Source organism: Nocardia wallacei, assembly GCF_014466955.1.
In the GTDB taxonomy this organism is placed as follows: domain Bacteria; phylum Actinomycetota; class Actinomycetes; order Mycobacteriales; family Mycobacteriaceae; genus Nocardia; species Nocardia wallacei.
This window is the reverse complement of sequence record NZ_AP023396.1, coordinates 6,761,964-6,781,170: the sequence shown is the minus strand read 5'-3', so window position 1 is coordinate 6,781,170 and position 19,207 is coordinate 6,761,964. Positions and strand designations below refer to the sequence as shown.

At 68.8% G+C, this 19,207-nt stretch carries 26 protein-coding genes and 1 pseudogene; 9 read left to right on the top strand and 18 right to left on the bottom strand.

The genetic code is table 11. From position 1 onward, the window contains the following. Window positions 1–40: 40 nt before the first annotated feature. Complete coding sequence (locus tag NWFMUON74_RS30395) at window positions 41–2,137, bottom strand: major capsid protein (RefSeq protein ID WP_187685151.1); 2,097 nt, start codon at window positions 2,135–2,137, stop codon at window positions 41–43. A 162-nt stretch (window positions 2,138–2,299) separates the two neighbouring features. Here NWFMUON74_RS30395 and NWFMUON74_RS30390 point away from each other — a divergent pair, with 162 nt between their 5' ends. From NWFMUON74_RS30390 to NWFMUON74_RS36410, 5 genes and pseudogenes are all read left to right on the top strand, one after another. Next, on the top strand, window positions 2,300–2,854 hold the full coding sequence (locus NWFMUON74_RS30390) for a hypothetical protein (RefSeq protein ID WP_187685150.1): 555 nt from the start codon (window positions 2,300–2,302) through the stop codon (window positions 2,852–2,854). Window positions 2,855–2,895: 41 nt separating this feature from the next. Continuing rightward, complete coding sequence (locus NWFMUON74_RS30385; RefSeq protein ID WP_187685149.1) at window positions 2,896–3,471, top strand: Uma2 family endonuclease; 576 nt, start codon at window positions 2,896–2,898, stop codon at window positions 3,469–3,471. Window positions 3,472–3,580: 109 nt separating this feature from the next. Then, the gene (locus tag NWFMUON74_RS30380; RefSeq protein WP_187685148.1) at window positions 3,581–3,832 is read left to right on the top strand and encodes a hypothetical protein; all 252 of its coding nucleotides are present in this window, start codon (window positions 3,581–3,583) and stop codon (window positions 3,830–3,832) included. Between the two features lie 87 nt (window positions 3,833–3,919). Next, window positions 3,920–4,498 (top strand): annotated as a pseudogene (locus NWFMUON74_RS36415) (AAA family ATPase); the annotation flags it as partial. 70 nt (window positions 4,499–4,568) lie between these two features. After that, window positions 4,569–5,354 (top strand): 3'-5' exonuclease, encoded by a 786-nt coding sequence (locus tag NWFMUON74_RS36410; RefSeq protein WP_232110682.1) that lies wholly within the window; start codon window positions 4,569–4,571, stop codon window positions 5,352–5,354. Between the two features lie 45 nt (window positions 5,355–5,399). Here the strand turns inward: NWFMUON74_RS36410 and NWFMUON74_RS36670 are convergent, their stop codons facing one another. The 4 genes from NWFMUON74_RS36670 to NWFMUON74_RS30360 are packed head-to-tail and all read right to left on the bottom strand — an operon-like array spanning window position 5,400 to window position 9,704. After that, window positions 5,400–5,570 (bottom strand): DUF7196 family protein, encoded by a 171-nt coding sequence (locus NWFMUON74_RS36670; protein ID WP_425343075.1) that lies wholly within the window; start codon window positions 5,568–5,570, stop codon window positions 5,400–5,402. Beyond that, window positions 5,570–7,642, bottom strand: a complete 2,073-nt coding sequence (locus NWFMUON74_RS30370) for a structural protein (protein WP_187685147.1) — start codon at window positions 7,640–7,642, stop codon at window positions 5,570–5,572. The genes NWFMUON74_RS36670 and NWFMUON74_RS30370 overlap by 1 nt, the downstream gene beginning before the upstream one ends. After that, a complete protein-coding gene (locus NWFMUON74_RS30365) occupies window positions 7,639–9,483 on the bottom strand; it encodes a hypothetical protein (RefSeq protein WP_187685146.1) in 1,845 nt (614 codons plus the stop codon). Before NWFMUON74_RS30365 ends, NWFMUON74_RS30370 begins: the two co-directional genes overlap by 4 nt. Window positions 9,484–9,524: 41 nt before the next feature. Beyond that, window positions 9,525–9,704 (bottom strand): hypothetical protein, encoded by a 180-nt coding sequence (locus NWFMUON74_RS30360; RefSeq protein ID WP_187689620.1) that lies wholly within the window; start codon window positions 9,702–9,704, stop codon window positions 9,525–9,527. Window positions 9,705–10,030: 326 nt separating this feature from the next. On the opposite strand from NWFMUON74_RS30360, the gene NWFMUON74_RS30355 reads away from it, so the two are divergent. Then, the gene (locus NWFMUON74_RS30355; RefSeq protein WP_187685145.1) at window positions 10,031–10,708 is read left to right on the top strand and encodes a hypothetical protein; all 678 of its coding nucleotides are present in this window, start codon (window positions 10,031–10,033) and stop codon (window positions 10,706–10,708) included. A 2-nt stretch (window positions 10,709–10,710) separates the two neighbouring features. Next, window positions 10,711–10,989: a DUF7240 domain-containing protein gene (locus NWFMUON74_RS30350; RefSeq protein ID WP_187685144.1), complete on the top strand. Its 279-nt coding sequence runs from the start codon at window positions 10,711–10,713 to the stop codon at window positions 10,987–10,989. On the opposite strand, the gene NWFMUON74_RS30345 is transcribed toward NWFMUON74_RS30350, so the two are convergent. After that, the gene (locus NWFMUON74_RS30345; protein ID WP_187685143.1) at window positions 10,990–11,205 is read right to left on the bottom strand and encodes a hypothetical protein; all 216 of its coding nucleotides are present in this window, start codon (window positions 11,203–11,205) and stop codon (window positions 10,990–10,992) included. Between the two features lie 208 nt (window positions 11,206–11,413). Here NWFMUON74_RS30345 and NWFMUON74_RS30340 point away from each other — a divergent pair, with 208 nt between their 5' ends. Both NWFMUON74_RS30340 and NWFMUON74_RS30335 read left to right on the top strand, forming a co-directional pair. Next, window positions 11,414–12,037 carry a M15 family metallopeptidase gene (locus tag NWFMUON74_RS30340; RefSeq protein ID WP_187685142.1) on the top strand — a complete coding sequence of 208 codons (624 nt, stop codon included), beginning with the start codon at window positions 11,414–11,416 and terminating at the stop codon, window positions 12,035–12,037. After that, a complete protein-coding gene (locus tag NWFMUON74_RS30335) occupies window positions 12,034–13,017 on the top strand; it encodes a hypothetical protein (RefSeq protein ID WP_187685141.1) in 984 nt (327 codons plus the stop codon). Before NWFMUON74_RS30340 ends, NWFMUON74_RS30335 begins: the two co-directional genes overlap by 4 nt. A 160-nt stretch (window positions 13,018–13,177) precedes the next feature. On the opposite strand, the gene NWFMUON74_RS36665 is transcribed toward NWFMUON74_RS30335, so the two are convergent. The 12 genes from NWFMUON74_RS36665 to NWFMUON74_RS30280 all read right to left on the bottom strand — a co-directional run bounded on the left by NWFMUON74_RS36665 (window position 13,178) and on the right by NWFMUON74_RS30280 (window position 19,206). Further along, a complete protein-coding gene (locus NWFMUON74_RS36665) occupies window positions 13,178–13,312 on the bottom strand; it encodes a hypothetical protein (protein WP_269475301.1) in 135 nt (44 codons plus the stop codon). Next, window positions 13,302–13,628 carry a hypothetical protein gene (locus NWFMUON74_RS30330; RefSeq protein ID WP_187685140.1) on the bottom strand — a complete coding sequence of 109 codons (327 nt, stop codon included), beginning with the start codon at window positions 13,626–13,628 and terminating at the stop codon, window positions 13,302–13,304. The genes NWFMUON74_RS36665 and NWFMUON74_RS30330 overlap by 11 nt, the downstream gene beginning before the upstream one ends. Further along, window positions 13,625–13,909, bottom strand: coding sequence for a hypothetical protein (locus NWFMUON74_RS30325; protein ID WP_187685139.1), 285 nt, complete (start codon window positions 13,907–13,909; stop codon window positions 13,625–13,627). The genes NWFMUON74_RS30330 and NWFMUON74_RS30325 overlap by 4 nt, the downstream gene beginning before the upstream one ends. Further along, window positions 13,906–14,526, bottom strand: coding sequence for a hypothetical protein (locus tag NWFMUON74_RS30320; protein WP_187685138.1), 621 nt, complete (start codon window positions 14,524–14,526; stop codon window positions 13,906–13,908). The genes NWFMUON74_RS30325 and NWFMUON74_RS30320 overlap by 4 nt, the downstream gene beginning before the upstream one ends. A 140-nt stretch (window positions 14,527–14,666) precedes the next feature. After that, window positions 14,667–14,825 (bottom strand): hypothetical protein, encoded by a 159-nt coding sequence (locus tag NWFMUON74_RS30315; RefSeq protein ID WP_187685137.1) that lies wholly within the window; start codon window positions 14,823–14,825, stop codon window positions 14,667–14,669. 70 nt (window positions 14,826–14,895) lie between these two features. Next, window positions 14,896–15,468 carry an NUMOD4 motif-containing HNH endonuclease gene (locus NWFMUON74_RS36995; RefSeq protein ID WP_187685136.1) on the bottom strand — a complete coding sequence of 191 codons (573 nt, stop codon included), beginning with the start codon at window positions 15,466–15,468 and terminating at the stop codon, window positions 14,896–14,898. Beyond that, window positions 15,465–15,773: a hypothetical protein gene (locus NWFMUON74_RS30305; RefSeq protein WP_187685135.1), complete on the bottom strand. Its 309-nt coding sequence runs from the start codon at window positions 15,771–15,773 to the stop codon at window positions 15,465–15,467. Before NWFMUON74_RS30305 ends, NWFMUON74_RS36995 begins: the two co-directional genes overlap by 4 nt. Before the next feature lie 187 nt (window positions 15,774–15,960). Next, a complete protein-coding gene (locus NWFMUON74_RS30300) occupies window positions 15,961–16,170 on the bottom strand; it encodes a hypothetical protein (RefSeq protein ID WP_187685134.1) in 210 nt (69 codons plus the stop codon). A gap of 182 nt (window positions 16,171–16,352) precedes the next feature. Further along, window positions 16,353–16,976 (bottom strand): hypothetical protein, encoded by a 624-nt coding sequence (locus tag NWFMUON74_RS30295; RefSeq protein ID WP_187685133.1) that lies wholly within the window; start codon window positions 16,974–16,976, stop codon window positions 16,353–16,355. A 72-nt stretch (window positions 16,977–17,048) separates the two neighbouring features. Then, window positions 17,049–18,650, bottom strand: a complete 1,602-nt coding sequence (locus NWFMUON74_RS30290; protein ID WP_187685132.1) for a hypothetical protein — start codon at window positions 18,648–18,650, stop codon at window positions 17,049–17,051. Beyond that, window positions 18,634–18,966: a hypothetical protein gene (locus tag NWFMUON74_RS30285; RefSeq protein WP_187685131.1), complete on the bottom strand. Its 333-nt coding sequence runs from the start codon at window positions 18,964–18,966 to the stop codon at window positions 18,634–18,636. Before NWFMUON74_RS30285 ends, NWFMUON74_RS30290 begins: the two co-directional genes overlap by 17 nt. A gap of 9 nt (window positions 18,967–18,975) precedes the next feature. Then, entirely contained in the window at window positions 18,976–19,206 is a 231-nt protein-coding gene (locus NWFMUON74_RS30280) for a hypothetical protein (protein WP_187685130.1), read from the bottom strand. Window position 19,207: the final 1 nt, after the last annotated feature.

The window sequence follows — 19,207 nt, the reverse complement described above, 5'->3', positions numbered from 1 at the left end:
GGCCCAACCATCCGGAAATTCCGGATGGTTGGGACATCGGTCAGTTCGGCGAACCCGCGGTGGTCTGCGCGACGCCGATGGCCGGCGAGCTGCCACCGATGAACGAGCCGGAGGCGGTGATCAGCGGCACGTTGGTCGCGCCCAGGACGCCCTGGAACGTGATCGCGTACGGGCCGCCCGCCGGGCCGGACACCGCGACGTTGCCGAACCCGATGGTCGGCAGCAGCGCCAGCGCGGACTGCACCTGCGCGGCGGTCGCGTTGTACGGCAGCGGCGTGGTGGTCTCACCCCCGTAGCTGAGGGTGAAAGTTCCGCCCGTCGGCGAACCGGTGATGGTCGCGGTCTGGACCTCGTTGGTGGTGGTCGCGCAGGTGATCTGCTCCCGCGCACCCACGGAACCGTTGGCGCAGACGTTGATGGTCAGCACCTCGGAGGTCTTGCACCGACGGTCCATCAGGTACTCGTCCTCGGTGAAGAACTCCATCTGCCGGTTCTTCTGGAGCATGTCCTTCGAGTGCAGGGTGCCGACCTCGATGACGTGCTCCAGGTGCTGGTACCAGGTGCCGCGCGGGTACAGCAGGGTCCGGACCTGGCTGGGCCACCGCACCGACGCCTCGGGGATGGGCTGCCAGTGCTGCACCCACTCCATGAAGATGTTCCGGGAGGCCAGCCAGCCGTCGATCTCCGCGTCGGTGATGGACTTGACGTCCTTGCCCTGCTGCATCGCCATGTCGGCCTTCGCCACATCCAGCATGTAGGCGGGCGTCTTGCCTTCGATCGGCGCGTCCTTCGCCAGCCGCTCCTTCTGCCGCTGCACCACCGCGCGCAACGCGACACCGTTGAGGAACGCACCCGCCGCGCCCAGGGAGCCGGCGGCCGGGATGGTGTACGGGGTGGAGTCGGCCTCCGCGTCCAGCAGCGACCACACCGACACCTTGATCAGGTGCGCCTTGACCACCTCGGCCAGGAACCGTTCGATGCTCTCGGGGAAGCCGCGGCGCTGGAGGATGCCGGAGGTGACGCACAGGCCGATCGCCTCGACATAGATTTCCTCCCACTCCACGCAGGGGATCTCGATGCACGGCTTGGTGACGACCGGGGTTCCGTCGGGGTTGTTGGCCTGCAACTCCGCCTCGGTGAACCGCCATGGCAGCGTGTTGTACAGCTCCGTGAAGTCGGGCTCCATCGGCCGCCGCTGGCCGCCGCGCGGACCCAGGTTCATCGCCGGCCAGGTCGCCAACCCGGTCGCGGGGGTGACATCGCAGAAGGTATAGATCGTTTCCGGCACCGCGCAGTGGCCGCCGGATGCCACCATCGCGCCGCGGTCGTCGAACGTCGCGGCCCGGTACTCGGTGTTCGCGATGATCTCCGCGATCTGGGCGTCGCGCTCCTCGTCGGTCGCCTTCTCGTTGATGATGTGCGACGGCCCGAACCCGCGATCCAGCGTCGCCAGCGACAGCGGGATCTTCCCGGTGCCGCCGTCGATGCGCAGCGGGTCACGGTTGGAGTGGATCCGGTGCCCGGTCGCCATGCTGTCGATGGACGCCGCCAGCGCATCGAACCCGACCACACCATCCCGATACTTCGGGGTCTGCGGACGCATCCGGAACCCGATCTCCTGGGCGGGCGGGGCCGCGTTGCCGGTGCGCCGCCGGGCGCCCAGGCCACGGAACGATGTCGGGCGGGTGCTGGCGGCGGTCACCGCCTCCTGCTGGGCGGCGTCGGCGGTCGCCTGCTCCGCTTCCGCCACCACCTCGGCACCGGCGTCCGCGTCGGTGGCCCCCTCGCCGCCGTCCCCGTCGTCACCATCGTTGCCGTCGGTGTCGCCGTCGTCGGTGGGCTCGGAGGTGTCGGTGGTCTGGTTGCGGGCCTCGGTGCGGGCCTGGATCAGGTTGCGGGCCTCATCGGCGCGCGCCTGCTCCTCCGCCTCCACCTCGCCGATCCGCGCGTTGATCGCGTCGGCGGCGGTGTTCACGTCCTTGATCGCCTGGAGCGTTTCGGCGGACGGCGCGGGCGAGCCCTCACCGGCGTGCGGTGCGGCCAGCGCGTCGAACGCGGCCTCCGCGGCGGCCAGTAGGTCACGCAGCTCGGCCAGCGTGAGCTTGGACAGGTCCTCGGGCATCTCGAATGCGCCCATGGGGGATTTCCCTTCCCTCGGTCGGTTTCGTGCCCGAGAGGCCCACAGCCATGCCTCGGTTCGCGGCGCAAGGTAGAGGGAGGGGGTGCAGCGGCTTTACGATCAGCCGACCAGCACGGGGGGACTGATCACGTCACCCCGCTTTGAGAAGGGGAAAGACCTGTGATCGCAGCACGTTTCGCGTCAGCTGCCGTCGCCGTCGCCGCGGTAGCGACACTGGCGGCCTGCGGCAGCGACGACGCACCAAAAGACACATCCACACCGGCATCGCAGGTGCCGGCCGCCGGACCCGCAGCCGTGAAGGTCGGCGAGCCGTTCCAGATCAGCAACCGGAAGGGGCCCACGGGCACGGTGACGCTCGTGCAGACGGAGGTGAACCCGGTTTGCTCCACGCGCTACGGGACGGTCTCGCCCCCGTCGGGGACGAATGTGGCGCTGCTGTTCGAGTTGCAGACCACTGCGAATCCGCCGACGAAATACATCTCCGACGCCTGGTTCCAGGAGCTGACCCCGGACGGCTACACGAAGAAGCTCACGATGGCGAACGATCTCTGCATCGCGGACCGTGAGCGGATGACGAACGATCCGCTCCCGAACTCGAAGTACCGCGGCTGGGTGCTCGTAGACGTGTCCAACCCGTCCTCGTCGCTGCTGATGTCCGACATCTGGGACGGCCGGACTCCTCCCGAGACTCACCGGGTTCCTATCACCGGCTGAACCGTGCCGCGCCCGGCGGCCGGGCGGGTATCGTGCGCGAGGTGACCGCCACAGTGCCGGGCCGGACCGTGTTCGTGCCGACTCCGCCGCCCACCGGATTCACCGCCGCCGACCTGCCCCGCCTCACCGAGACGGTGGACGCGAGCTTCGAGCTGCTGGACGGCCAGGTGGTTGTGGAGCCGTTGTCCACGATGTGGCACAACGAGGCCCGGACCGCGCTGAAGACGCGACTCCAGGACATCGCGCCCATGGACGTCGTGATCACGTCCGGCGCGGGTGTCGATCTCGGCGACACGGTGCCGATGCCGGACCTGCTCGCTGTCGACCGATCCGCGATACGGCCCGACCGTCTCGCCTACCCGCCCGCGACCGTGCACCTGGTGGTGGAGGTGGTGTCGCCCGGCACGCTCACCCGAGACCGTGTGCTCCGGCCAGCCGTGTACGCGGCGGCCGGTGTCCGGCATCTGTGGCGTGTCGAGAACCGCGACGACACGATGGTCCTGCATGTGCACGAACTCCAGGCCGGACGATACACACCCACGGCGGTATTCACGGGACATGTCGAGCTGGACGCACCATTTCCGATCGACCTGGAACTGCCTGCCGTGACTTGGTGATTCACCAACGCGCGAAGACCTCCTAGACGGTACACCTCTTTGCAGGTATAGTCAGTGATGTTCGACGGACAAGCCGTCACACAGCCGGAGCAAGCCGGAGGAGAACCACATGTCGGACCGCGCATTCGACCGGATCAAAGAGGTCGTCAGCACCTACACCACCGACCATCTGGTCGACACCATCGCCAAGCTGTCGGCCCAGCCGCGAATGGTCCGCGGTGAGCGGATGGTTCTTTCGGCCGCCATCACGGCCCTTCGCCAGCGCATCCCCGCCGTGGAGACGGCGTGGACTGCTGCCGTGAAGGCGAACGAGGAGCCAGCGGCGGTGCGCGCCGCCGTGCTCGCCGCCGCCCGATCCTGACCCGTGCGTGCCCGTTCCGACCGGAACGGGCACCGACCCCCACACGCCTGACGGAGCAAGCCGTCACCCAACCGGATTGGAGCCGGAATGTCCTACGCACCCACCCCCGAACAGGCGGCCATCATCGACGCCGCCCGCGAGGGCCACAACCTCGTCATCCAGGCCGGCGCCGGAACCGGCAAGACCTCCACGCTGAAGATGGTCGCGCGGGAGCTGGACGGCAAGGCCGGTATCTACGTGGCCTACAACCGGGCCATCGCCGACGAAGCCGCGGCGTCGTTCCCGCCGTCGATCCAGTGCCGGACCGCGCACAGCCTCGCCATGGCTGCGGTGGGCCGTAACTACCGGCACCGGTTGAACGGGCCGCGCCAGCCCGGTAAGCGTGCCGCCGAACTGCTCGGCATCACGCGGTGGCTGGATCTCGGGCCGTCGCGGATCACTCCGGCGCAGCAGGCGCGGATCGCGTTGGAGACGGTGCAGCGGTTCTGCTACTCGGCGGACACCGAGATCGACCGGCATCATGTGCCGCGCCAGACCGGCGCGTCGGTGGACGACCACCTGGCGATTCAGCGGGTGGTGCTTCCGTTCGCGCGGAAGGCGTGGGACGACATCCAGAGCATCGACGGCATGCTGCGGTTCGAGCACGACCACTACCTGAAGATCTGGGCACTCACCCGCCCCGAGCTTCCCGCCGACCTGGTGATGCTGGACGAGTGCCAGGACTCGAACCCCGTTGGTGGCCAGCCTGGTCCAGGACCAGCACCAGGCCCAGCAGATCGCCGTGGGCGACTCGGCGCAGCAGCTGTACGCGTGGCGGGGCGCGGTCGACGCCCTGGACACCTGGCCCGCCGACCGCCGCCTGTACCTGTCGCAGTCGTGGCGGTTCGGCCCCAAGGTGGCGGAGGAGGCGAACAAGTGGCTGAGCTTGCTGCCGACGTCGCTGCGCCTGGCCGGGAACCCCAACCTCGCCTCGGAGATCACCGAGTTGGCCGCGCCGAACGCGATCCTGTGCCGCACCAACGCCGCCGCGATGGGGAAGGTGATGGCGTTCCTCGCGGGCGGCGCGCGGGTCGCCCTGGTGGGTGGCGGGGCCGCGATCAAGCGGCTGGCGGAAGCCGCCCAGGACTTGAAGGACGGCCGCCGCACCAGCCACCCGGAGCTGTTCCTGTTCAACTCCTGGGGTGAGGTGCAGGACTTCGCGGGGGAGCCGTCCGGGCGGGATCTGAAGCCGCTGGTGGATCTGATCGACACCCACGGCGTGGAGGAGATCATCCGCGCCGCCGACTCGTTGAGCGAGGAGCGGCGTGCCGACGTGATCGTGTCCACCGCGCACAAGAGCAAGGGCCGCGAGTGGGACGACGTGCTGATCGCCGACGACTTCCCCGAGCCGGAGCGTGATGAGGATGGGGAGTGGAAGACGGTGGACGACGCGGATGCCATGCTGGCGTACGTGTCGGTGACCCGCGCCCGGCTTCGCTTGGACCGTGGCGGGCTCGGCTGGATCGACGCCTATCTCTCCTGACCCGAGCAGCAGCGGGCCCGGCAGGATTCCTGCCGGGCCGCTCCGCTATTCGGCGGGGACTTGCTTCATCGCCCCGCCGCCGATCTCCATCAACTTCATCCGGGCTTCGACCGCGGTGAGGTACGGACCGTACTTCTTCCCGCCCTCAGCGGCGATCACGATGTACTGCATCCTCCCGCCGGTGCTGGCCTTCGCGCCCCCGCAGCCGCAGCCCATCAGCGTGCTCCCGCCCGCGCTGCGTGGTTCGCCCGGATCGCCTCCGCCAGCGACCGCTTTCGCCGTACGCCCGCGGCGTCCATGGCCGCGCGAACCTGGTCCGCGCGCGCCTGGACGGCCTGGTGCTCCACGAAAGCGAGCACAGCACGCTCGGCTACCGCATCGAGCAGCGCGGAATTGGCGACCGGCTGCACCGGAGCCGGTGCGAAGCACGCCACCATGCCGAGGTCGCCTTCGCGGTCGGCGGCGCGCTGGTAGTAGTTCGCGAACCCTGGATCGTTCACCGCGTGCGCGATGATCAGTTCCGGCCGGCCGCCCGCGGTGCGTTCCCAGTGCCCGGAGTGCGGTGTGCCGAGTGCGAGCTTCACCATCCGCTCATCGGCGTCGAAGTGGATGGCGCCCGAGACCCAGATGCCGAAGTCGTCTTCGCCCGCGATGACGTACGCCCAGCAGGTGGATACGTCGTCATGGTGTGCCAGCGCGGCCTGGACGCCTTTGCCGGGGATGGCGTGGCCGCCGCCGACGGTGAGCCGGCCGACTGCCATGGTGGTGCCGTTGTCCAAGTAGGCGGTGGTCTGGTGGAAATCGGCGTATCCGCAGTTGGTGCGGTACGGGGTGACCGGCATGTCTGGGTAGGCGCGGTGCTTGCTCTCCCAGAGGGCCAGGTAGCCGATGACGCGGCCCTGCGAGTTGACCTGGATCGGGATCGGTTCGGCGAGTTCCGGATCGGTGAAGAACTCGTGCGGGTACCTGTGCGGTTCCACGATCCGCGCATTCGCGACGGCCGCCACCACCGACAGCTTGGGTGGCACCGTGCCGGGCTCAGCGTCGCGGAGCGTGATGGAGGTGTCGCGGAACTCGGGCACGCTGACCAGGGATGCGCCGACGATTTCCACTGCGTCCCAGCGCATCACGATCTGCGCGCCGTCCATGTACAGCTGCTCGGCAGTCTCCATGGTGATCGGAGTGCCGGAGGCGTCGGTCATGGTCTCGGCGCGCACCACCAGCTCCACGGACGGCTGCGTGACACCGGCCTCGATCTGCTGCTCCACCTCCGTGGTTTCGGCGTTGTCGAGCATCGTGCCGATGCCCCACACTCCGCCGTCGCGCATCTCCAGCTTCTCGATCGCGCCGACGGTGACGCTGCCGTCGTGGGCGGGCACGTCGGCGCGCTGCCACTTCAGCGGGAGTGGGAGCACGGTGTCGACGAGTTCGGCGCCCGCGGCGAGCATCGAATAGCCGGAGCGGCCGACGACTCCCGTCGGGATGAGCAGCGCCTCAAATGCTTTGGCCGCCATGGTTCCTCCTGTGTCTGCTGCTGACGCTACTCGAGCCGGGGCCGGAATCTCGAGTGCCGATTGCACGATCGCGATCACGCAACGGCAGTTGATGACTTCGCCGGGCGGCCCGTACGGGTCGCCGGGGAAGCGCAGGGCCGCACCGCCGACCACGAAATCGGCTGCGAGCGAGACGCGTTGGCGGTCGGCGGCCTGGTGGGTGTGGCGGGTGTGGCCGTCGTGCAGCGACAGCCATACCTTGTCCAATGTGACCCCGGTGTCGCGTTCCTCGAGCGCGGCGCGGGCGAGCTTGGTGGCGTTGTAGATCGCGGCCCCGTTCGTGCGCCCGATCTCCGCCGCGTCACTGCGCCAGCGCGCGGGCGACAGTGCGCGGGCGGCGAGTTCGCGCACCGCGTCCACGGCCTGCCCGGCCGCGTCCCGGATCGCCGCGTGCACCTTCCGCGCCGCGCGGGCGGGGATGGACAGCAGCCGCTCCCGCACCGACGCCAGCGTGCGGGTACGCCACTCCTCCAGCCGATCCCGATCCGCACCGAGCAGCCGGTCCACGATCGCCGCGAACTTCGGAAGGAACCCGCGGTCCAGCTCCCGCTCCCACGCGGCCGTGGTGCGGGTGATGGCGTCCGGGTCGGGCGGGATCGCCGCGGCCGTGAGCGCCGGCAAGGCGGCGTCGGCGGCGACCTGTAGCCAGGTGGTGAGGGCGTCGGCGGCCAGGTCCTCGATCTCGCGTTCGAGGGCCAGGACCTCCACGAGGGCGGCGCGCTGCTCCCGTCTCACACCAGCGCCCCCGTCAGCTGCGTGGGCAGGGCGGGCGGTTGCCCGGTGGTGAGCGCGGCCCGGCACGTCGCCACCACCAGCCTGCGAAGCCGGTCACGGTCGATACCGGCTGTCGCGCATACGCCTTCGTCCACCATGTCGTCCCACCCGGCTATCAGGCCGTCCACTTCGGACTCGTCGCAGGGCCCGAGTTTCCGGTGGGTGTCCATGGTCGACATGCCCCGCACCGACGCGTGCGCGCGCCGCGTCCGGCGCCGGTTCGCCGCCAACCTCATGGCCTCGTTGACGCACATGCGGACGATCGCCTGAGCGGCAGCGTTCTCGCGGGTGTCCGGCACGCGGGCGTCGATCGTCTCCGGCGGCGGATCGGCCGGCGGGCTCGCTGGGGCGGCGGGGAGTTCGGGCAGCCCCGAGAGGGCGGGCACGAGCATCCGCAGCACCGGCAGCAGCTGCGGTAGGAGTTGCGGGGTGCGTCGTACCTGGTCGACGGTCCACAGCGCCCAGCCGGTCTCGGTGGACAGGTCGTAGCCGTCCTCTTCCACGCTGAGCCCGAGTTCGCGGATGTACGCCTCCGCGTTGACCACGCCGTCCTTGTACGCCGCGGACACCTTCGCCAGCTGATCCGGCTCCGCCTCGACATCGGAGGTGTCGTACCAGATGACGACGTTCTCCGCGCCCGCACCGAGCATCGGCCGGAGCAGCTGCTCGGTGAGCGCGGCGCAGATGGTCTCCATCTCCGGCGCGGCATGCCAGCGGACTGCCTCCTCCTCCACCCCGTATAGCGACCAGTGGTTGAGGTCGGCCAGGCCCAGCAGCACCTCCGGCGGCATATCGAGGGTCATCGCCAGGCGGCGGACGGCTTTCTCCTGCGCGGCCTGCGCCTTCTCGGACACCTCGGAGTCGAATTTGATGTGGCGGATCTTGTCGACGTAATCCCCGGCGACCGTGAGCACGATCGGCACCAGGGCGGCCGCGCTGGACGGGTCGTCGATGGCCTTGCTCATCGCCTCCTGCAACGCGATCCGGATCTCATCCGCGCTCGCGAACCGGCTCGGTGGGGCGGGCGGCGGCGGCAGGTTCGGTGCGTCAGGGTCCGGTTCACCGCGGGGCGCGGGCGTGGTCGGCATCGAGATCTCGCGCGGCAGCACGAGGATCCCGTTACCGGCCTGCCTGCTCTTGCCCGCGGCCTCGATGTTCTGCTCCATGCGCACGATCCGCCGCAGGATCGGCAGCGCGGCCTTCACCGGCGACCAGGCAAGCCACGATTGGCGGGGGTCCTGCCGCCAGATCCTCGACAAGGTGTCGTTCTCCTTGTCGAGCTTGTACGTGGTGCCGTCCTGGAGCGTGATCTCCACGTCGTCGCCGCGGGTCTTGATCTCGTCCGTGGACAGGACGTGCCATTGCTCCTGGCCGTCCGGGTAGATGATCGCCAGCCAGCCCTCACCGGGGATCATCATCAGCGGCGCGAGCCTGCCGAGCATCTGGGATTGGCCGGCGACTCCGCCCGCGATCCGGGCCACGATGTCCTTGGCGGCAGCGTGTTCGGTGCTGCCGGTGGGTTTCCCGGTTTCGGGGTCGATGTCGCTGGCGACGAGCCGGAAGCGGCTGAGGAGCGCGGTTTTCCACAGCAGCGCGAACGACAGCTCTCCGACGTTGTCGAGCATGTCCCACGCTTCGGGCTGCCACTTCTTGCCCTCACCGGAGGGCTTGACCACCTTGCCCCAGCGGTGCGCGGGGACGGCGGTGGAGGCCGCGGTGAGTGCGGACACCGACGACACCACCAGCGGCTCTACGGTGGTGTCCGGGCCGGTGGTGGGTTTCTGCCGCCAGATCAGTGCCATCGGCGGCGGACGGTATAGGGATGGGGTGCAGCCGCCCCCGGCTATTCGTCGGCGGGCACCAGGCGGGACAGGCGCGCCAGGAACGGGTACTTGCCGGGCGAGTCCTCCACGGTCTCCACCATCACCAGGTCGGGGTCACCATCCACACCGGACTCGACTATCCGGAACAGCGAGACGCCGCCGCCGACCAGCCTGTATAGCGGACCATCCTCATCAGCCACGGGCGCAGCCTACCCGGACGGCCGATAGCGACGGGAGTGCTGGGGTGAGGTGTCAGGAGTCGAACCTGATGTGCGAGACGCCACGCGTGCGGCTCTCTAAACTGCGCTGCCACCTACACCTCCATCTCAGGAGGTGACGACGGTTATCGCCCAGGTCGCCCCACTTGGTGCGCCTGGTTCGGTGTTTTGGATGCGCGCTTCCGCCGGTAATCCTCACTCCGAGCAGGCGGCGATCAACCCGCCCACGCTGGAGCATACGCTCCGCTGCACCCCGTCCTCCTACGGTGCGCGCTCGTAACCCAGGGCAGCAGTAGGGATGGAGAACAATGCCTTTCGAAGCACCGAGCGGATTCGATGACCTGGACTCGCAGGTCGAGGACATCGCGCGCGAGCGCGCCGCATTCGAGCAGGAGCAAGCGCTGGTGCGGCAGCGGCGCGCCCGCGAGGACGAAGCCGCCCGCCGCCCGGCCATGACCGGAGACCTCCCGTATCCCGGAGACCAGCCGCGCACCATGCGCGTCGACGACACCGGCACCATGGTCCCGCCGGGGATGGCGCCCGCGGTGATCGACCCCAGCGGCCTCGAGTACGAGCTGGACAGCGAGGGTGCCCCGGTCAAGGACGGCAAGGGCGAACTGATTCCCAAGGGCGAGTGGGAGCGCACCGACGACGGCACGGTGTGGCTCGATGACGACGGCAACCCGGCCCCGCTGTGGGCGTACGACACGGTGGAGTTGCAGGGCCGCACGATCCAGGCGCGGAAGCCGAACGCGGCAGCCCTGCAAGCGTTCTCGATGGCGGTGTCGAAGTACACGCCGCAGCGCACCCAGAACAACATGATCGCCCTGTTCGTGCGCAACCACATCAGCAAGCGGTCCTACGCCGAGTTGCTGCAACGGATGATGGATCCCGACGACCCGTTCACCATTACCAGCTTCGGCGACCTGATGGCGAAGATCGCCACCTTGGGGTCGGCCCGCCCTACCGGGCCGTCAAGTCCCTAGCGGTGTATGCGGGAACCAACTGGCGCGAGATCCGGGGCCGACTCATCTTGGCCGGCATCCCGGATCCGCTGCGCCAGCTGCCCGACATGCACGCGCTCCTGGACGTGACGGAAGTGCTGATCACCCAGCACATGACACAGGAACAGCTCGACCGCTACAACAATTCGATGTACCGGCCGGAGACGACCGCGGAGGGCACGCTGGTGGCCGCGCCGCGCGGGTTCGAACCGGATGAGCAGCTGTCCGCGTTCGACGCCGCAATGGCCGCGCTGGGCGAGTAGCTACTGGAGTTCGGGCGGCAGGTTCCAGCGGGACTTTTCCTTGGGCACCCGAACTCCAGGCCGGCGCTCATTCCACTCTTTGCAGGTTTGCGGCAGCCAGCCCTTGCTGCGGCCGATGATGGCGTCGTGCGGCGGCAGCTTGTACTTCTGTAGCGTGCTCTTCGGCAGGCCGATGAACTCCGCGAACTCGCGGAGGTTGTAATACTTGATAGCCATGAGCCCGGCTCCTCCGGTGTTGTGACGGCCTCCCGTCGAACGATCTTTTCCCCGTAACGATACACCCTTACACAGGTATAGTCCCATTCCAGCCGCGGCGCTGTCTAGGTGATATGCGGCAAGTCGCGCACCTGCATCCGACTGTACCGATCGGCGTTGCGCCCCTGCTCCGTACCTTTTCGAGCACGAACCGAGAAGGGGAACAACCGTGAGCTTCCGAACCGTCTACGGCAACCAGTGGAGCGAGGCGGGCTGGCGGATGTGCAACCGCGACGAATGCGAACGCATCTATGTCGAGGGAGCCAACAACGACAACCTGGCCGCGATGATCGTCCGGTCCGGCCCGGCGGAGGTAGTGCTGCGCGCCTGGGCCACCTGGTACCACCACAACGTCGAACCCCTCGACCTCTACGCCCCGGCCCCCGGCGACGACTGGGGTTGGTCGGCCACCAACGATGTCGCAGACAGCAACCACCTGTCGGGTACGGCGCTGGACTTCAACGCCACCCAATACCCGTGGGGCGTGGACGCTTCCCGTGTGATGCCGCGCGCCCGTATCGCGAAGATCCGCGAAGGGCTGGACCTGTTCCGCGGCTTCGTGTTCTGGGGGCAGGACTGGTCGCGGAAAGACCCGATGCACTACCAGATCGGCGTGCCCGAGTTCGATCCGGACGGCGCACCGAACCGGGGCCTCGCCGCGTTCGCTGCGGAGCTGGAGAACGGCCTACACGGGATCCTCGCGCCCGCACCGGACTCCGACGACCCGCGCACCGATCCGCAGGTGCTCGCCGGGTTCTTTCAGCTCATCCCCCCGAGTAGGTGGCCGAAATGACAGTGACCTGGGCCGACACGAGCCACTACCAGCGCGACGCCGCCGGCCAGTCGATCCCCATCGACGACAGCTACCCGCACCCCGTGTTCTGCTTCCGCACCAACAGCGGCGACCGGGTCGACGAGATCGCCGAGGAGAACGCGCGCCGCGCGCTGGCGATGCTCGACTCCGGCAAGCTGCAAGCCGTACTGCCGTACTACTTCTTCTGGCCTGGCCAGGGCAATTGCGATCTGCACCGCGAGATCCTCGAGCGCGCGGGCCTGTGGCTGCATCCGCGCACCGCGACCATGGTCGACGTCGAGGACGCGGGCGGCCAGATCACCGGCGACCAGAGCGCCGAGGTCAACGACGAGGTCGAGCGGCTGCGGCGCTGGTACGGAAACCCGCGCCGGGTGATCGGCTACCTGAATGCGGTCGCCAACGCAGGACTCTGGCGCAGCAGGCCCGCCGGGATGCGGTTCGTCACCCCGTCCTACAGCCACCGGCCGGGCGTGTGGGCGTCGAACCCGCCGCCGCAGTGGATGCGGGAACTCGCGATCGCGCAGCAGTGGACCGACCGCGGCCGGTGCGCGCCCTGGCCGTACGGCGTCGACCTGAACCAATCACCCCTCGAGCTGCCGGACTTGCTGGCACTGCTCGGAATCGAAGGAGGAACCGTGTCCGATCCCATCACTGTCGGTGCCGGCCAGCTGCGACCGCCCGAGGAGCCGCGCCTGCGGCAGATCCTCCATCCGGAGAACGTCAGTCCGTCCACGCGGTCACCCGAGGAGGCGTGGCCCTACGACATGTGGGCCGACTTCTGGAACGAGGTGGTCTGGGACGGTTTCACCCTGCCCGGGGCCAAGGACGATCCCGACCCCGAGACGCATTCGCTCGTCGGCTGGGTGCTCGCCGCGGTCGAGGAAGGGCGCGCGCGGGACGAGACGCTGAACCGGCTCGAGGCGAAGCTGGACCGGCTGCTCGGGGAGGGGGTGAAGTAGATGGGTTCGATCGAGACACCGGACGCCGCGGGCTGGGTGAAGATCCTCGGCGCGCTGCTGACGATCGTCGGAGTGCTCGCCGGCATGTAGCCGCAGAGCTGAGGGCCTGAGCGCGAAGGGGATACGCGCTCAGGCCCTCAATGCTTTCCACGGTAGCCGCTCAGCGGATCCGCCACTCCACTTTCGGCGCCGGGCGTTCGGTGTGCCCGTATCCGGCCTGCCAGGCGGCCCCAGTGCCGAACAGCACCAGGACCGCGGCCAAGGCGACGAGGACGCGGAGCGTGTTACCGGCCACGGCGTCCGCCCTGGCCGGGTGGGGCGAAAAGGACGGTGCCGCGCCACCCGAACAGCGCGAAGACCGAGAGCACCAACGTCAGCGTCACAGCCAAGATCAGGGTAACGGCCTTGCTGAAGGGGTATGGGCCCCAGTCGAACGCGACGGCCGGAATCGACACGAGCCCGGCGACGAGCCCACAGACGGACACGTACAGCACGAGCGTGGAGTATCCATGCCACCAGCGGCAGCCGTCGCACTGGCCGCAGCCGTGGCGGTGGGTCACCAGGTCGCAGTCCAGCGGCGGAGGGGTGATCCAGGACAGGAGAAGGTTCACAGGATTCCTTTTGTCGGGGTGGCGGAGATGGCGGGGCGGGCACCGTCGGTCAGGGCCCAGGTGATCTGGTCCACCACCTGCTGCGCGTGCTCGCGGTCGGCGGCGGTGACGCGCAGCACGACGCCGTTCGGGCTGCTGCCGAATGGGTGGAATTCGATCAGCCAGTGGCCGGCCCGGCGGTGTTTGCCGAAAAGGTAGGGGGCAGCGAGGAAGCGGGCGTCTCGCGTGAACCACGTCCCCTCCGCCAGCGTGGGGCGGAGGGGGTTCAGGGGCTCGGTCACTCGCCCAGCACCTCGCGGGCGTCCGGGACACGACCGGGCGTGAACAGCACGGCGTACGCCTGATCGGCCGCGGCGCGTTCGTTCCAGGCGGCCTGGAACGAGTCGTTCCAGGCCGACCAGTTCTCGCCATCGTCGGCAGGCTCGTTGTTGCGGTGGTCCGTCACGATGGCGTGCGCGTCGGTCACGCGCTGGGCGGCGGCGACCTGCTCCGGTGTCCACCGGGTGCAGTCGGCATACTGCACCCGGGCGGCGGTGAACGTGACGGTGACGTGGAACGCGCCGTCCTTGGTGTCGCTGGCGTGCTTCACGCGCGGCCCGGACGCGGCCACGTGGTACGGCATTCGGGTGCCGTCGACGGTGATGGTTTCGGCCTGCTGGTCGATCTCGATCACGTCGAACGCCGGGCCGGACGGCGCGGGCGCGGCGTCGACTCGGGTCATGGACCGCAGCCGGGCGGCGGACACGCGGCTGGTGGTGTCGGGCACGGTGATTCGGTCGCCGGCCTGTTTCGCGATGACGCGGCACAGGTATCGGCCGTCGGTTTCGTCTTCGACGCGCAGCCACCGGTTGCCGTCGTGGTAGATGCTGCCGAGCGTGATCGGGGTGGGATTGGGCATTCCGGTTCCTTCCGGTTGGCTGACGGCTTGGTCCGTCGAGGGTGGGGTGGTGGAGTCACCGGGGGCAGCGTGGCAGGAGCGCGCCCAATCTGGCCTTAGCGCGCTGTCCCCGGTCGTCACCGGCCAGTCGACTCCAGGCGCTACCGCATGTGCTCGGCGGCAGCGAAGTTCGCGATGTCGTCCAGGGTCACCCCCTGGATCACCAGCTCCGTCTCGGTGCCGTCCACGACGGCGGTGAGGGCCAGGCCCTCGGCGGTGAGGGTGAGCAGCTTGCGGAAATCGACAGTGAGAGTGGGCATTCCGGCTCCTCCGGAAGGTGACGGCTTATCCGTCGAACATCGCTAACCATACACCCCTTTGTAGGTATGGTCAAGCGGTGCCAGAGCGCTGACATGCGCGGCAGTACCGCGCATTCGGTCGGCTCGGGATCGAATAGGCGTGCTCGGCGTACGCATGCCCACTGGGACAGTGAGTCTTGTTGGCGTGGAAGTGTTTTCCATGCCGAACGATGTCCGTTTGATTCTCGCTAGGTGTGTCGTACCGCAGATTCGCGAGCATGTTGTTCGTAGGGTCGCCGTCGTTGTGGCAGACCTGCAATCCTTCCGGCCTCGGGCCAATGAACGCTTCGGCCACGAGCGAGTGCGCAGTGCGCAGCTTCCGGACTGTACCCAGCTTGAGCCCGTACATCCGATAGCCGTGACGATGTCGCGATGGTGAGAGCACGCGGCCAGGAACACGGCGAGTGCCGGACGGCCAATTGTTCACCACGCGGTCCAACGAGCGGACCCGTCCGTAGTCGGATACCTCGTACAGTCCTTCCCATCCGATGATGGGACGCCAGCGTTCATGGGTAGGCTCGGGCACAGCCTGCTCCTCAGTGGAGTTGAGTGAGTGGGTCAGAAGCCGCTGTGGGTGTTCCCGCACCCCGGCGGCTTCGATCATTCTACCTGGTCTAGCCGGGTCAATATGATCGTGAGCTGGGATGCTGAGAGCGCGAGGAACGGCAACAGCCACCAGCTGATTCCAGCTAGGACTACGGCGGCCGGCGCGAGTGCGAAGGTGATCCACACACTCACGCATGCGGGGCAGAACCATAGGTAACGCAGCATGGAGCCGTCGGGCCAGCGGTCCACAGCCCACTTGCGCACCGGTTCGCCGATCTTGTCGGTGGTGACGATGCGGGTGAGCCGGGCCGCGGTGAGCACGTACAGGGCGAGGGTGAGCAGGCAGAGCAGAGTGTCGGGCATGGCCGGACCGTGGCAGGCCGGGGTGCAAAGAAGGCCCGCCCCGAACGATCTCGGGGCGGGCCTTCGTCTGGCGGCCACCAGTGGGTGGAGTCGCATAGTGCCCGGCCACGGCTCGGCATTACCCGGTCAGCCCCCGACCCCTCCGCTATAACGACGACGGGCTTCCCCAACGGACCGCCACGTCCGGTCAGGGCAGGAGGTCCTCGGTGACGTCTTCGCCGTCGACCGTTACACGAATGCCGCCGCCCTTGTGGAGCACGAAGGCGGCCAGCGGCAAAGACGCTTTCACCACAGTGGCGAATGGGGGTCCGAACTCGTCAACGAACCCGGCCGGGACTTCGAACCGGATCACATACTCCGATGTGCGGGCCTTCTCCTGTGACTGGTCTTCGCTCATGGCTCCATCCTCTCTGCGTCGAACTGTTCGTGCTGCTCGAACGTTGGGGACGGGGCACGAGCAGCGGACGCCGTACGAGTCGTCTTGGGTGCAGGCGCCGGTGATGGTGTGGTCGTCCTCCCGGTGGCCGCAATCGCATTCCCTGTCGGGGTCGAGCGGCCACCCGGAGGACTTCGCCTTCGTCACGGCGTGAAGATGGCGGCCGTGTTGCCGGTGAGGGCGGCGTCCAGGCGGGCTCGGGTGACGCCCAGCTCCGGGCAGTGCAGGAGGTAGGCGCGGGCGAGGTCCACCAGCGCCTCCAGCTGCGGGCCCGACGCGGCGCGGGCCAGGGCCTGGCCGCCAGCGTGCTCGATCGCGCCGTCCCGGACGTCCTCGCCCGTGCGCTCCACGCCCTCGCGGAGCTGGCGGGCGGCGCGCGAGATGGCGACCAGGAGGTGTTCGGCCGCCTTCGAGATCGCGGGGGCCGGGCCGGGGCCGTGCCCGTCGCAGGGGCAGCGCGGGTGCGCGCAGATCGAGCTGTCGGCCTTGCGCTCCTCGGTGATGTGGTTGCAGTCCTTGCACAGCTCCACCGTGTCGCCGGTCGGAGTGACCGAGACGCGGCGGACCTGCTCCAGGATCTCGTGCTGCTGGTTGCGCTGCCGCAGCACGAGCCCGCCGCCGATGTCGCCGTCGATGTTGGCCATGACGACGAACTCCTTGCCGTGGTGCTCGGTGAGCGACCCGTGGTAGGTGACGATGTCGCCGCGGGTCAGGCGCGGGAGGCTGAGCAGGAGCAGGGCGTGTGTGGTGATGGGTGTGGTGGGCATCCGGTTCCTTCCGGGTAGGTGACGGCTGAGTCCGTCGAACGGGTCTAACTATACACACGTTTGTAGGTATGGTCAACGTCTTCCGGAGAATCCGCCGCCCAACCCGCTCGGCAGGTCACCCCAGTCGCTGGCCTGCGTCGACACCACCGCCTCACCGCCACCCGAGAGGACGTCGTAGGCGATCGTCGCGCCGGCTACCCGGTCGGGCTGGTGCTGTTCCTCCTGCCAGCGGATCGCGTGCGCCTCGTAGGTGGACAGCTTGTAGCCGACGACGCGGCAGCGGCCGATAGAGGTGGCGTTCCGGAGCCCTGTGGAGCGCACCAAGGCGTTGCCGCGGCCTTTCCAGGGGGTGATGTGGAACGGCCTGCTCGTCGGCACCTGGACGCCTTCCACGTGCCCGCCGTTCTCCGCGGCTTCCGCGGCGAGGTCGGTGTAGGCGCGGCGCAGCAGCTGCCCGTACGTCTCCGGCGCGTTGTACGCCTCGAACACCACCTCATCGGAGCCCGTGGTGAGCGCCAGCAGGCAGACGCGGCGCGGCCACTGCGCCGACGACAGATGCCCCGACCAGTCGTCGGTGAGCACCACCGTGCCGTCCCCAGTCAGACCGGCGGCGATGATGCCGGCCTCGTCTCCCTTGCCGGTTTCGGCGGGGTCGACCGCGACCAGGCGCCGGTACAGGGGCGGCTCGGCGGGGAGCCGGTAGTCGTCGAACCACTTCTGGGAGAACAGGGTTCCATCGCTCGGGGTGGGGTGGCCTTGGTACATGGCGGCCCACACGCGGGCGGGTGTTGTCGCGCGGATCGCTTCCCAGTCCGTCTCGCCTCGCGGGTTCTCCAGGCCGACCCCGTACGGCCGGTTCAGGGAGTCGAGGACGCCGGGCTCGGCGATGGCGGGGAAGTTCAGGATCCGCCACGGGCCGGGGTCCATCTCGAGGAGGTAGGCGTGCATGTCCTCCTCGTTCCAGCGGGTGCCGATCATGATGAGCGGCCCATCGGGGGCGAGGCGTTGCTTGCCGACGGTGTCCCACCACGTGCGCACCTGGCGGCGGATCGCGGGCGAGTCCGCGGCGAGCATCCCGGAGAACAGATCGTCCAGCCACATGGCGTCAGCGGGGCGGCCGGGGAGCGCGGTGCCGACGCCCGCGGCGATGAGGCCGCCGGGTTGGCCGGCGAGCTGCCACCGGTGTCCGGCGGCCTTCGTGCCGATCTGGATGCCGAGCCGGTCGGGGAGGGGTTCGCCGGTGAGGGAGTCTCGGGCGCCGGTGCCGAAGGTTCTGATGATGGCGCGAATGCGTTCGCTGTGGGTGAGGGCGAGGTCTTCGCTGTGGGTGACGATCAGGTTCCGCCACCAGGGGCGGCGAACCAGTGCGCGGGTGATGCCCCAGACGACGGCGCGCTCCGACTTCCCGGTCTGGCTGGGCTTGGAGATCATCAGGCGGGCACGGGGCGTGTCGAACGCCCACTCCAACGCTTCGTCGATCATCTCCAGATCCGGTGTCTGGATCGTGGTGGGATCGAGGGCCTGAGCGAGCGCTCCGGCGGTGGGGTAGGTGCGGGCGACCTCGGTGCGGATGAGGTTCTGTCGGGCCCAGAACCCGAACGCGCGCCGCTGCTCGGGCGGGAGCTTGTCCGCCTGGGCGAGCAGCTGCGCCAGACGGTCAACGGTCGCGGTCACGCTCGATCGCTTCCGATATCGCCTTCTGGAGCCGTTCGGATGCCGTCGCGTGCTTGGCCAGCAGATCGGCATCCAGCACCAGTGTGCCGTGCTGGGCGAAGTTGTACGGCTTCACCCGCACCGGCTTGGCGCACGTGCAGTCTGGGTTCTGGAGGTTGCACGAATGGCAGTAGCCGCACGCGCACCGATCAGCCTGCGGGCGGTCGGCGGCCTCCGCGGCCAGGTTCAGCCGACGGCGCTCCTCGGCCTCGGCCTCGGACACAGGGCTGTGCGGACGGATGCCGTAGACCGCTCCCTCCTTGATCGGTTCGGGCACGGCAGCCTCCTACTCTCTCCGCTCGGCGGGTGCCCGCCAGACGAACCGGTGCCGCTTCACATGTTCCGAGCGAATGCAGGAGCGGCAGTCGTCGCACACGCCGCCCAGCTCGTTGATGTGCCCGACGAGTACCAGCCCATCGAGCGGCAGTCCTTCACTGCGGGTGACATCCAGCAGCACACCGGCCGGGAATTCGCCGTCGCGGTCGGTCGCGGGCGGTCCGTCGATCCAGTCCTCCATA

Coding starts and splice junctions, on each gene's coding strand:
- NWFMUON74_RS30280 (WP_187685130.1), bottom strand. CDS start 19,206: ATGGAGGACTGGATCGACGGACCGCCCGCGACCGACCGCGACGGCGAA.
- NWFMUON74_RS30345 (WP_187685143.1), bottom strand. CDS start 11,205: ATGGCTATCAAGTATTACAACCTCCGCGAGTTCGCGGAGTTCATCGGC.
- NWFMUON74_RS30335 (WP_187685141.1), top strand. CDS start 12,034: ATGACAGTGACCTGGGCCGACACGAGCCACTACCAGCGCGACGCCGCC.
- NWFMUON74_RS30300 (WP_187685134.1), bottom strand. CDS start 16,170: ATGAGCGAAGACCAGTCACAGGAGAAGGCCCGCACATCGGAGTATGTG.
- NWFMUON74_RS36995 (WP_187685136.1), bottom strand. CDS start 15,468: ATGATCGAAGCCGCCGGGGTGCGGGAACACCCACAGCGGCTTCTGACC.
- NWFMUON74_RS30355 (WP_187685145.1), top strand. CDS start 10,031: ATGCCTTTCGAAGCACCGAGCGGATTCGATGACCTGGACTCGCAGGTC.
- NWFMUON74_RS30315 (WP_187685137.1), bottom strand. CDS start 14,825: ATGCCCACTCTCACTGTCGATTTCCGCAAGCTGCTCACCCTCACCGCC.
- NWFMUON74_RS36670 (WP_425343075.1), bottom strand. CDS start 5,570: ATGGGCTGCGGCTGCGGGGGCGCGAAGGCCAGCACCGGCGGGAGGATG.
- NWFMUON74_RS30295 (WP_187685133.1), bottom strand. CDS start 16,976: ATGCCCACCACACCCATCACCACACACGCCCTGCTCCTGCTCAGCCTC.
- NWFMUON74_RS30320 (WP_187685138.1), bottom strand. CDS start 14,526: ATGCCCAATCCCACCCCGATCACGCTCGGCAGCATCTACCACGACGGC.
- NWFMUON74_RS30365 (WP_187685146.1), bottom strand. CDS start 9,483: ATGGCACTGATCTGGCGGCAGAAACCCACCACCGGCCCGGACACCACC.
- NWFMUON74_RS30395 (WP_187685151.1), bottom strand. CDS start 2,137: ATGGGCGCATTCGAGATGCCCGAGGACCTGTCCAAGCTCACGCTGGCC.
- NWFMUON74_RS30380 (WP_187685148.1), top strand. CDS start 3,581: ATGTCGGACCGCGCATTCGACCGGATCAAAGAGGTCGTCAGCACCTAC.
- NWFMUON74_RS30305 (WP_187685135.1), bottom strand. CDS start 15,773: ATGCCCGACACTCTGCTCTGCCTGCTCACCCTCGCCCTGTACGTGCTC.